Raw genomic sequence first — 10,541 nt, 5'->3', positions numbered from 1 at the left:
TTTTCCGTCGGCTCGGCGGTTTTTTGGCCCGCGGGCTGTGGGGGCTGGCCGCGCTGTACCCCGGGCCCCTTGGGCCGCCCGAAGGGCGCTCTCAGGGGCGCGGGGAACTGCGCGAGCAACCACGACGAACCCGCAGCGACCCACCACCCCCGCACACGCGGAAGGGGGGCGCCGTCACCCCGACGGCGCCCCCCTTCCCCGTTCAGCCCGCCGCCCTAGGCGTACGCTCCGATGTCCCCGATCACCGAAAACCCCAGCCCATAAGCGCTCATCCCCCGCCCGTAAGCCCCCAGATGCACGCCCTCCTTCGTGGAGCCCGCGAGGACCCAGCCGTACTCGGACTCGCGGTAGTGGAACGGGGTCGGTGCCCCGTCCACCGGCAGGGACAGCGACGACCAGTCGGAGCCCTCCAGGTCGTCGGCGAGGACCCAGGCCGTCTCCGTCTGCTGGTCGAGCCAGTCGTCACGCAGGGTGTGGTCCATCTGGATGGGCCAGGTGAACGACAGCAGGCCGACCCCGGCGAGCCAGGCCGCGGAGGACACCGAAGTGGCCTCGAGGACACCCGTACCGTCCGCGCTGCGCCGAACGGGGTTGGCCGCGACGGTCACCACGACCGCGAAGCGCTCCTTGTCGCTGTTGCCGAGGACGCCGTCGGCACGGACGGACGGCTCCTCGCCGTGTCCGATCGAACCGTGCTCCACGGTGCCGTCCGACGTCGCGCCGACCGGCATCAGCCAGCGCTGCCCCGTGAAGGCCTCGTCGAGGCCGTACCAGGGGAAGGGCGCCAGCAGGTAGCCGTCGATCGTGCGCCGGGCGGAGGGCACCGCTTGTGCGGTGCCCTCCGCGGCCGGCGCCTGCGCGCCTACCCGACTAGTCGTCTCCATGTACCCGGCCGCCTCCTCGCTCTCGTGTGTCCGGAGCGGCCCGCCCCCCTCGGGCGTCCTCACGTCCGGACAACAAGGCAGGATAGCCACACCTGTTGGCGGCGGCAGTTCAGGCGATGCCTCAGGTGGCGTCCGCGTCGAACGGCGGCGGGTCGCCCGCGTCGAGCTTCTTGGGCTCCGCGGACTTCTTGTGCATGTCGACGCGGGCTCCGCCGGACGAGGCGGTGGCGGCTTCCGAACCGGCTTCGGAGGAGTCGCTGTCGCGGCCGTGCACGGCGTCCGCGACCTCGTTCATCTCCTTCTTCAGGTCGAAGCCGTTGCGGATCTCCTTGATCCCGAGCTCATCGTTGTCGAGCTGCTTGCGGATGAACTTCTTGGGGTTCAGGTCGTCGAACTCGAAGTCCTTGAACTCCGGACCCAGCTCCTCGCGGATGTCCGCCTTCGCGCTGTCCGAGAACTCGCGGATCTTGCGGATCGTGCGGGAGATGTCCTGAATGACCTTCGGCAGCTTGTCCGGACCGAAAATGAGCACGGCGAGGACGACCAGCGCCACTATCTCGAGTGCGCCAATGTCATTGAACACCTAGAGCTCCTTGCGATGTCCTCAGCCCGCAGCAGGTCGTCCGTGCATGGGTGGCAGGTGGTGCGTAGCAGGTCTTGCATGGTCCGGACCGGAACCACGGTACCCGTCGCTCATGTCCGTCCGGTAGCCGCTGCGCGACAACGCGGATCAGTCCTGGCCAGTCCTTTACCCGGACTCCACCGTCCGCCCGGCCCGCGCCGCCCGCACCGCCCGGTCAGTCGCCGTCGGCCGAGCCGAGGACCAGGGTCACCTCACGGTCGTCGCCGCCCCGCTCGACCGTCAGCCGCAGGCGGTCCTTCGGGCGGTGTGCGCGGACCTTGACGATCAGTTCGTCGCTGGAGTGCACGGGGCGGCCGTCGACCTCGGTGATGACGTCGCCCGGCTCGAGGCCCGCCTTGTCGCCGGGGCCGTCGCGGTTGACCGACGGGCCGCCGCTCTTGCCCTTGTCCGCGATCCGGGCGCCGTCGCCGGTGAATTCGGTGTCGAGCGTGACGCCTATCACGGGGTGCCTCGCCCTGCCGAAGTTGATCAGCTCTTCGGCGACGCGCTTGCCCTGGTTGACGGGTATGGCGAAGCCGAGGCCGATGGAGCCCGCCTGGCCGCCGGTGGGGGCGGAGCCCTCGTCCGCGGAGCGGATGGCGCTGTTGATGCCGATGACGCGCGCCTTGGAGTCGACGAGGGGGCCGCCGGAGTTGCCGGGGTTTATGGGGGCGTCGGTCTGTAGGGCGTCCACGTACGAGATGTCGCTGCCGTCGCCCTTCTCGCCGCCCGCGGTGATGGGCCGCTCCTTGGCGCTGATGATCCCGGAGGTGACGGTGTTCTCCAGGTCGAAGGGGGCGCCGATGGCCACGACGGGGTCGCCGACCTGGACGTTCTCGGAGTTGCCGAGGGCCAGGGGCTTCAGGCCGTGCACGTTGGACACCTTGACGACCGCGAGGTCGTAGCCGGAGTCGCGGCCGACGACCTCGGCCTTGGCGGTCTCGCCACCGCTGAAGGTGACCGACACCTCGCCGCCGGTGCCCGCGGGCTCGACGACGTGGTTGTTGGTGAGGATGTGGCCCTTGGCGTCGAGGACGAAGCCGGTGCCGGTGCCCTCGGCGGAGTCGCCGCTGACGTGCAGGGTCACGACGCCGGGCAGGGCGGCCGACGCGATACCGGCGACGCTGTCCTTGGGCCGTTCCGCGGATTCGGCGCCCGGCTGGCTGAGCTTGACGTCGTCGGCGCCGTTGCGTTCGAGGTACGAGCCGACCGCGCCGCCGATGAGGCTGGACACGAGAGCGATCACGACCGCCCCGCCGACCAGCATCCGCTTGCCCCGCTTGCGCCGCGCCTCCACGGTCTCCGGAGGCACCGAGCCGATCTGCTGGAGGGGCGCGGCCCACGGGTCGTAGGGCTGCCGGGGCCGCGGGGGCGCCTGGGGGTGGGTGACGGCGTTGTACGGGGCCGGGGTGGGGCCGGGGCCCGGCGTGCCGTGCGGGGGCGTCCCGTGGGCCGGGTCGGGGCCCGGCGCGGCGGCCGGGACGGTGGTGCCGTGGGCCGGGGTCGCCCCGGGGTGCTGCACCGGCGGAGCGGGCGCCCACGGCCCCGGCTCGCCGTAGGGCGGGGTGCTGTACGGATCCGGGTCGTGCAGGGGCCGGGGGCGGTCCGCGGGGGCACCGTCGCGGGCCGGTGGATGCTGCGCGGGCACGGGGGCGGGCATCCCACCGCCCGCCGTCCCGTACGGGGCTCCGGCGGCCGGTATGGAGCCGCTGGGGGCCCCACCGTGCGGGGCGGACGCCGAGTCGACGGCCTGAGGCGGAACTTCCTCACCCGGCACCGGGGCAGCACCCGAAGCGGTCTGCGCCGGAGCGTCCAACGTCCAGGCGTCCTGGTCCGGGGCACCCGAAGCCGGGGCGGCGGAGATCTGGCCGGAAAAGGGAGCGGGCGCGTCGGCGGCCTGAGGCTGCGCGCCCGCGTCCTGGGCCTGGGCCGGGGCCGGGGCCGGGGCCGGGGCACCGGGAGCCTGCGCCGACGGCTGCTCCGGAGACGAGGCAGAAGCGGCGGGCGTCTGACCAGGGAAGGCGGCGGCCGCGTCGGCAGGCTGAGACGGCTCCGGAGGCGGCGCGGCGGGCGCCTGGCCACGGAAGGGGGCCGCCGCATCGGCGGCCTGAGACTGCTGCTCCGGGAGCGGCGCGGCGGGCGCCTGACCGGGGAACGGGGCCGCCGCATCGGCGGCCTGAGGCTGCTGCTCTGGGGTCGGAGCGGCGGGCGCCTGGCCACGGAAGGGGGCGGGCTCGTCGGCAGGCTGAGGCTGCTCCGGGGGTGGGGGTGGGGTCTCCGCGGGCAACTGGTCCGCTGTGCCCGGCACTTCCGGCCGGGGGCGACTCCACCAATTCGCCTTCGTGGGCTTCCCCTCGTCCATGTTCTCCCCACAACTGGCCCGCGGCGGACGCCGTTCGCATGGTCTACCCCGCGCCCGCCACGATCCCCGGCGAGCACGGCCCACCGAGGATTCAACCAGGTTCCCCCGCGGAAGCGCAGGGCGCCGTCGGGTCAGCGCAGGGTCAGCGCATCTGCGACGTGCCGTTCACCGGCCCCGGGCTGGGCCCGGGGACGCCACCGTGGTCCGCCCCGGATTCGCCTCCCTCGCCACCACCGGGTCCTCCGCCTGCGGCAGCTCCATGCCCGGCATGCCGGAACGACGGCCCTGCGGCACCGGACGTATCAGCGGGGAGATGGCGGCGGCGCCCGCCACCATCGGCGCCGTCAGCTCGTACACCGAACCGCGGGGGCGGAGCGGCTGCGTGGGTGGTCCGGGCAGCAGCGGTCCCGTGACCTCGGTCGGCGCGACCGGCGCCGTCAGGGCGCCGGGGCGCTGGCCCTGCACCGACAGCGGATTGCCGCCGCCACGGCGCCGCCCGGAGTCGGAGGTCGCGGCAGTGCCCGGACCCTGACTGCGCTCCGGGATCACATTGCTGCCGGAGCCACCCGCACGGGTGTCACTCGAACTTCCCGGCGCACCTGCCGTGACGCCGCCGAGCGCGATCGCGGCCAGCGACACCGCGCCCGCCGCCGCGAACGCGAAACGGCGACCGCGCCAGAGCGACCGCTCCGCCTCGTGCCGGGTGACTTCGTGCCGGGTGACCTCGTGGATGCGGAAGCCCTGCTGCTCGCTGGGCATGACCGCGGCGTGGGCGCCCGCGGGCACGTACTCCACGAAGGGGTCGGGGGTCACGCCGAAGATCCCGCTCCGCGGCAGACCCGCGGAGTCGGTGGCTCCGGTGGCGAACCCCTCGTCACCGCCGAGCGCGCCAGTTCCTCCCGACGGCCCGGAACCGCCTCCCGGAAGACCCTGGAGACGGGCGAGGAAACTCTCGGAAGGCGGTGGCGGGGCCGCCTGCGCGAAGACGTTCTTCAGGCGACGCTGCGCGTCCGCCTCGGTCTTGCACATCGGGCAGGTCGCCAGATGCGCGAGGACGCGCTCACGCGCGTCATGTCCCAACTCGCCGTCCACAAGGGCGGCGAGCCGGTCCCCCAGATGCTGCTCGGCCTCGGCTAGGTGCCGTTCGGCAGGATTCGACCGTGATCCACTCACGCGGTCGCGCCCCCTCCTCCCAGCGCCATGGCTCCGGTCACCGCGAGCGAACGGCGCTCCGCGCGGGCCTCGGGAGACCGGTGCTGGAGGGCCTTGCGCAGCTGCGAGCGACCCCGGTGGATACGGCTGCGGACCGTACCGAGCTTGACGCCGAGTGTTGCGGCGATCTCTTCGTACGAAAGGCCCTCGATGTCGCAGAGGACCACTGCGGCGCGGAACTCGGGCGCAAGCGTGTCGAGCGCCTGCTGGACGTCCGCGTCGAAGTGCGTGTCGTTGAACACCTGCTGCGGCGACGGCTCGCGGCTCGGCAGTCGCTCCGCGGCGTCGTCCCCGAGCGCGTCGAAGCGAATGCGCTGCTTGCGGCGCACCATGTCCAGGAAGAGGTTGGTGGTGATGCGGTGCAGCCAGCCCTCGAACGTGCCGGGGGTGTAGGTCGAGAGGGACCGGAAGACACGGACGAAGACCTCTTGCGTGAGGTCCTCGGCGTCGTGCTGATTGCCGGTCAGGCGGTACGCCAGGCGGTACACGCGGCCGCTGTGCGTGCTGACGATCTCCTCCCAGGTGGGCGGAGTCCACGCCTGCGATTCCGCGTCAGCGGCAAAGGTCGCGGTCTGAGCGGAGTCGTTGGCACGGATGCGGTCAGCGGTGTCGGTCACGGATTTCGGCTCACCCGCCAACCCGAGAAAACGCCGGAGCGCTCCTCCCCGATTCGCGGACGCAGCCGCACCTCCCCTGTCGGCTCTGGTGGTGTCCAGTGGAGCCCCTACCATAACCACCTCGCCCGTTAGCTCCGGATAAGCGTTTTTACGTGAATTTGGTACGGGCTTCGCAGCAGGTGTCCTGCTGCTGCGTGCCGCCCGCTTCCGGTCTTGATCCATCCATCCACCCCCGCTGTTCTCCCACCCTCTAATAACGCCCGGTCCCATCTGCGGGTTCCCGCCCCCAACGGATACAGTCACGGCCAGGCAACCACGGGGACAGGAGAGGGCCATTACCGGCAACCGGCAGACGAGCTGGGCGTTCGCCGACGCCTTTGTCGCCGAGGACGAGGCACTGCGCTGGGCCCGGGACCGGGCCCGGGAGGCAGGCCTGCCCTCGGTGTCGCCCGGCACGGGCGCCGCGCTGCGCATGCTGGCCGCCACGGCTGACGCGAAAGCGGTGGCCGAAATCGGTACGGGGACCGGAGTGTCGGGCATCCACCTGCTGCACGGCATGCGCCCCGACGGCGTCCTCACCACGGTCGATCCCGAACCGGAGCGGCAGCAGTTCGCCCGGCAGGCCTTCCGCGCGGCCGGGTTCGCCGGGAACCGTGCGCGGTTCATTCCGGGGCGCGCGCTCGATGTCCTGCCGCGGCTCGCCGACGGCGGGTACGACCTCGTGTTCTGCGACGGCGACCGTCTCGAGTCCCTCGAGTACCTCGCTGAATCGTTGCGCCTGCTGCGGCCCGGTGGGCTCGTCTGCTTCGAGGGCGTCTTCGCGGACGGCAGGACCGTGGACTCAGGGCCTCAGCCGGTCGAGGTGCTGCACTTGCGGGAGCTGTTGCGGGCGGTGCGGGAGAGTCCGGACCTTGTTCCGTCGTTGTTGCCGGTGGGGGATGGGTTGCTGTGCGCGGTGAAGAGGTAGCGGTGGCGCTGCGCTGGCTTGGGCGGGGATGGGTCTTGTCGGGTGTGCGTGCGTGCTCGCCTGCGGGTGGGCCGTGGTTGCTCGCGCAGTTCCCCGCGCCCCTGTAGGGGCCCGCGCGTCGCCGTCCGGCCGCCCGCCCGCCGGGGTTGCTCGCGCAGTTCCTCGCGCCCCTTGCACGACCACGCGCGTCGCCATCCGACCGCCCGCCGGGGTTGCTCGCGCAGTTCCTCGCGCCCCTGTAGGGGCCCGCGCGTCGTCGCCCGGCCGACCCGTCGGCGCTGGTTGCTCGCGCAGTTCCTCGCGCCCCTTGCACGACCACGCGCGTCGCCGTCCGGCCGCCCGCCCGCCGTGGTTACTCGCGCAGTTCCCCGCGCCCCTGTAAGGCCCCGCGCGTCATCGCCCGGCCGACCCGTCGGCGCTGGTTGCTCGCGCAGTTCCCCGCGCCCCTTGCACGACCACGCGCATCGCCATCCGACCGGCCGCCCGGCGGGGGTCCTCGCGTCCTTGCCGGGGCGGACACACCCCTGCCCCGGCTCGTCGTGCGAGGCCGGGGCAGGGGAGAAGTGTGGGCGCTTCCGCGTCAGCCGACGACCTTCTTCAGGGCGTCGCCGAGTGCGTCGGCTTCGTCCGGAGTCAGTTCGACGACAAGTCGTCCGCCGCCTTCGAGCGGAACTCGCATGACGATGCCCCGCCCCTCCTTGGTCACCTCGAGCGGGCCGTCGCCCGTCCGCGGCTTCATGGCCGCCATGCTCGTTCCCCTTCCTGAAACCAGCTCATCGCAGCCGACAACCCAGGTGTCACCGGCATCGAACACATTGCTTCCAGGCCATTATCCCGCATGGCAGGACCCGATGACCAACATCGGTCGGCATCGACTGCGCAACGCGCGCCCGCAAAACCACTCAATTCGGCGATGTGGCTGCGATACTTCGCCGCCCCACACGCCTCACAGGCCCAAAATTGTTAGACGCAGGTCACATCTCCGTCCGCATGCCGGACCCCGATGATCTCCGTCATGCTGAGTTCCTACGTACTGGACCAGCGGAGGGGAACACCATGGCGGACAGCGTGCTCTACGAGGTGAGCGACGGACTCGCGACGATCACGATCAACCGTCCCGAGGCGATGAACGCCATGAACACCGAGGCGAAGGTCGGTCTGCGGGAGGCCGCGCAGGCGGCCGCCGCGGACCCGGCCGTGCGCGCGGTACTGCTCACCGCGACCGGGCGCGCCTTCTGCGTGGGGCAGGACCTCAAGGAGCACATCGGCTCGCTGACCGCGGACCGCGAGGCGGGCACCGGGCAGACGATGAGCACGGTCAAAGAGCATTACAACCCCATCGTGCGGGCGCTGACGAGCATGCCGAAGCCGGTCGTGGCGGGCGTCAACGGCGCCGCGGCGGGGGCCGGCCTCGGCTTCGCGCTCGCCGCCGACTACCGCGTGGTCGCGGACACGGCGAAGTTCAACACCTCGTTCGCGGGGGTCGCGCTGACCGCCGACTCGGGCGTCTCCTGGACGCTGCCGCGGGTCATCGGCCCCGGGCGCGCCGCCGATCTGCTGCTCTTCCCGCGCAACATCTCCGCGCAGGAGGCGTACGAGCTGGGCATCGCCAACAAGATCGTGCCCGCGGCCGATCTCGCCGCCGAGGCGGCGCAGGTGGCCCGCGCCCTCGCGGACGGCCCCACTCTGGCCTACGCGGCGCTCAAGGAGTCCCTCGCCTACGCGGCGGGCCACTCCCTGGACGAGGCGCTGGACAAGGAGGACGAGCTGCAGGGCAGGGCGGGCGCGTCCGAGGACCACACGATCGCCGTGCAGGCGTTCATCGCGAAGGAGAAGCCCAAGTACCTCGGGCGCTGAGATCGGGCGCTGAGATCGGGCGCTGAGCGCGGCCGCTACGACGCCTCGCGGGCCACGCAGTCCGCGAGGTGGTCGTCCACGAGGCCGCAGGCCTGCATCAGGGCGTACGCCGTGGTGGGGCCGACGAAGCGGATACCGCGCTTCTTGAGGGCCTTGGAGAGGGCCGTGGACTCGTCGGTGATCGCGGGCACATCGGCGAGGGTCCGCGGGGCCGCACGGGTCGCCGGGTCCGGCGCGAACGACCAGATCAGCTCGTCCAGTTCGCCCTTGGACCAGTCGGCGAGCACGCGCGCGTTGGCGAGGGTCGCGTCGACCTTGGCGCGGTTGCGGATGATCCCGGGGTCGGCGAGGAGGCGCTCGCGGTCCTCGTCGGTGAACTCGGCGACGGAAGCGATCTCGAAGCCCGCGAAGGCGGCACGGAAGCCCTCGCGGCGGCGCAGGATCGTGATCCAGGAGAGGCCGGACTGGAAGGCCTCCAGGCAGAGCCTCTCGTAGAGCGCGTCGTCGCCGTGGACCGGGCGGCCCCATTCGTCGTCGTGGTACGCCACGTAGTCCGCGGTGGACAGGCCCCACGGGCAGCGGAGCCCGCCGTCCGGGCCCGCGACCGCGCCGCTCTCGGTGCTCACTGGTCGTCGCCCTTCGTGTCCTCGGTGGTCCTCTGTGGTTCGTACCCCTCGAAGAGGGCGGGGCCCGCGACCGCGGTGGCCTGCGCGCCCGCCAGGGCCGCCTCGAGCTCGGCGATGCGGGCGTCCCGCTCGGCCAGTTCGGCGCCGAGGCGGCTGAGCACGTCGTCGACCTCGTCCATGTGGTAGCCGCGCAGCGTCATCGGGAAGCGCACCGCGTCGACGTCGGCGCGGCGCAGCGGCCTGTCGGGGGGCAGCGGGTCGGTGAGCCACTCGGGCGCGGCGTCCGCGAGCGCACCGCTCTCACCGCCGCCGATCACGGCGAGGGACACCGCGGCGACCACCACGACGAGGGCGATGACCAGGAACAAGAACATGACCATCTCTTCAGGCCCCCACGCTCGACTGCCCGTGTTCAAACTGTCAGGGTCCGATCGTGCCATGCGGCTGTGACAGTTAAGGTCGCAGGCGGCCGAACGGCGACTAGGACCCAGGAGGGCCGCAGGGAATGCTCAGGCTTGGCAGGCGCGAGTTCGACGCGCACGAGCCGGTGATCATGGCGATCGTCAACCGGACTCCGGACTCCTTCTACGACCAGGGCGCCACGTTCCGCGACGAGCCGGCGCTCGCGCGCGTGGAGCAGGCCGTGGCGGAGGGCGCCGACATCATCGACATCGGCGGGGTGAAGGCGGGCCCCGGCGAGGAGGTGACCGCGCGGGAGGAGGCGCGCCGTACGGTCGGCTTCGTCGCCGAGGTGCGCAGGCGCTTCCCCGACGTGGTGATCAGCGTCGACACCTGGCGGCACGACGTCGGCGAGGCGGTCTGCGAGGCGGGCGCCGATCTGCTCAACGACGCCTGGGGCGGCGTCGACCCGAAGCTCGCGGAGGTCGCCGCGCGGTTCGGAGTGGGCCTGGTCTGTACGCACGCGGGCGGCGCCGAGCCGCGTACGAGGCCGCACCGCGTCACGTACGAGGACGTGATGGCGGACATCCTGCGGGTGACGGTCGGCCTGGCCGCGCGCGCCGTGGGTCTTGGCGTTCCGCGCGAGTCCGTGATGATCGACCCGGGGCACGACTTCGGCAAGAGCACCCGGCACAGCCTGGAGGCCACCCGCAGGCTCGGCGAGATGGTGGACACGGGCTGGCCGGTCCTGGTCTCCCTGTCCAACAAGGACTTCGTGGGCGAGACCCTCGACAAGCCGGTCAAGGAGCGCGTCATCGGCACGCTCGCCACGACGGCGGTCTCGGCGTGGCTGGGCTCGCAGGTCTACCGGGTCCACGAGGTCGCGGAGACGAAGCAGGTACTGGATATGGTCGCGACGATCGCGGGACACCGACCCCCGGCGGTCGCACGGCGCGGACTGGCCTGAGGCCCGCCCTCGGCCGGACGGAGTCCGG

At 72.3% G+C, this 10,541-nt stretch carries 11 protein-coding genes; 3 read left to right on the top strand and 8 right to left on the bottom strand.

Translation table 11 applies throughout. From position 1 onward, the window contains the following. Window positions 1-215 precede the first annotated feature (215 nt). The 5 genes from ABZ953_RS31680 to sigE all read right to left on the bottom strand — a co-directional run bounded on the left by ABZ953_RS31680 (window position 216) and on the right by sigE (window position 5,811). Window positions 216-884 carry a hypothetical protein gene (locus ABZ953_RS31680; protein ID WP_361731076.1) on the bottom strand — a complete coding sequence of 223 codons (669 nt, stop codon included), beginning with the start codon at window positions 882-884 and terminating at the stop codon, window positions 216-218. Window positions 885-1,005: 121 nt separating this feature from the next. Continuing rightward, window positions 1,006-1,467: a sec-independent translocase gene (locus ABZ953_RS31675; protein ID WP_361731073.1), complete on the bottom strand. Its 462-nt coding sequence runs from the start codon at window positions 1,465-1,467 to the stop codon at window positions 1,006-1,008. A gap of 214 nt (window positions 1,468-1,681) precedes the next feature. Next, entirely contained in the window at window positions 1,682-3,868 is a 2,187-nt protein-coding gene (locus ABZ953_RS31670; protein ID WP_361731070.1) for a trypsin-like peptidase domain-containing protein, read from the bottom strand. Window positions 3,869-4,033: 165 nt separating this feature from the next. After that, window positions 4,034-5,041, bottom strand: coding sequence for a zf-HC2 domain-containing protein (locus ABZ953_RS31665; RefSeq protein WP_361731067.1), 1,008 nt, complete (start codon window positions 5,039-5,041; stop codon window positions 4,034-4,036). Next, window positions 5,038-5,811, bottom strand: coding sequence for an RNA polymerase sigma factor SigE (sigE, locus tag ABZ953_RS31660; protein WP_361731064.1), 774 nt, complete (start codon window positions 5,809-5,811; stop codon window positions 5,038-5,040). The genes ABZ953_RS31665 and sigE overlap by 4 nt, the downstream gene beginning before the upstream one ends. Window positions 5,812-5,965: 154 nt before the next feature. Between sigE and ABZ953_RS31655 the strand changes: the two genes are divergently transcribed. After that, complete coding sequence (locus ABZ953_RS31655) at window positions 5,966-6,664, top strand: O-methyltransferase (protein ID WP_361731100.1); 699 nt, start codon at window positions 5,966-5,968, stop codon at window positions 6,662-6,664. Window positions 6,665-7,244: 580 nt separating this feature from the next. Here the strand turns inward: ABZ953_RS31655 and ABZ953_RS31650 are convergent. Further along, window positions 7,245-7,412: a DUF3117 domain-containing protein gene (locus tag ABZ953_RS31650; RefSeq protein WP_003966491.1), complete on the bottom strand. Its 168-nt coding sequence runs from the start codon at window positions 7,410-7,412 to the stop codon at window positions 7,245-7,247. Window positions 7,413-7,720: 308 nt separating this feature from the next. Here ABZ953_RS31650 and ABZ953_RS31645 point away from each other — a divergent pair, with 308 nt between their 5' ends. Continuing rightward, a complete protein-coding gene (locus ABZ953_RS31645; protein WP_361731061.1) occupies window positions 7,721-8,521 on the top strand; it encodes an enoyl-CoA hydratase-related protein in 801 nt (266 codons plus the stop codon). 35 nt (window positions 8,522-8,556) lie between these two features. Here the strand turns inward: ABZ953_RS31645 and ABZ953_RS31640 are convergent, their stop codons facing one another. Both ABZ953_RS31640 and ABZ953_RS31635 read right to left on the bottom strand, forming a co-directional pair. Beyond that, on the bottom strand, window positions 8,557-9,147 hold the full coding sequence (locus ABZ953_RS31640) for a DNA-3-methyladenine glycosylase I (RefSeq protein WP_361731058.1): 591 nt from the start codon (window positions 9,145-9,147) through the stop codon (window positions 8,557-8,559). Next, complete coding sequence (locus ABZ953_RS31635) at window positions 9,144-9,527, bottom strand: DivIVA domain-containing protein (RefSeq protein WP_361731055.1); 384 nt, start codon at window positions 9,525-9,527, stop codon at window positions 9,144-9,146. The genes ABZ953_RS31640 and ABZ953_RS31635 overlap by 4 nt, the downstream gene beginning before the upstream one ends. A gap of 125 nt (window positions 9,528-9,652) precedes the next feature. Here ABZ953_RS31635 and folP point away from each other — a divergent pair, with 125 nt between their 5' ends. Continuing rightward, window positions 9,653-10,513, top strand: coding sequence for a dihydropteroate synthase (folP, locus tag ABZ953_RS31630; RefSeq protein ID WP_361731052.1), 861 nt, complete (start codon window positions 9,653-9,655; stop codon window positions 10,511-10,513). The last annotated feature ends 28 nt before the right edge of the window (window positions 10,514-10,541 follow it).

It is taken from the genome of Streptomyces sp. NPDC046465, assembly GCF_040646035.1.
GTDB lineage: Bacteria > Actinomycetota > Actinomycetes > Streptomycetales > Streptomycetaceae > Streptomyces.
This window is presented reverse-complemented; position numbering and strand designations above follow the sequence as displayed.

What these genes read in the sequence shown, in the direction of transcription:
- ABZ953_RS31680 (WP_361731076.1), bottom strand. Translation starts at nt 884, where the DNA reads ATGGAGACGACTAGTCGGGTAGGCGCGCAGGCGCCGGCCGCGGAGGGC.
- ABZ953_RS31670 (WP_361731070.1), bottom strand. Translation starts at nt 3,868, where the DNA reads ATGGACGAGGGGAAGCCCACGAAGGCGAATTGGTGGAGTCGCCCCCGG.
- sigE (WP_361731064.1), bottom strand. Translation starts at nt 5,811, where the DNA reads ATGGTAGGGGCTCCACTGGACACCACCAGAGCCGACAGGGGAGGTGCG.
- ABZ953_RS31650 (WP_003966491.1), bottom strand. Translation starts at nt 7,412, where the DNA reads ATGGCGGCCATGAAGCCGCGGACGGGCGACGGCCCGCTCGAGGTGACC.
- ABZ953_RS31645 (WP_361731061.1), top strand. Translation starts at nt 7,721, where the DNA reads ATGGCGGACAGCGTGCTCTACGAGGTGAGCGACGGACTCGCGACGATC.
- ABZ953_RS31635 (WP_361731055.1), bottom strand. Translation starts at nt 9,527, where the DNA reads ATGGTCATGTTCTTGTTCCTGGTCATCGCCCTCGTCGTGGTGGTCGCC.
- folP (WP_361731052.1), top strand. Translation starts at nt 9,653, where the DNA reads ATGCTCAGGCTTGGCAGGCGCGAGTTCGACGCGCACGAGCCGGTGATC.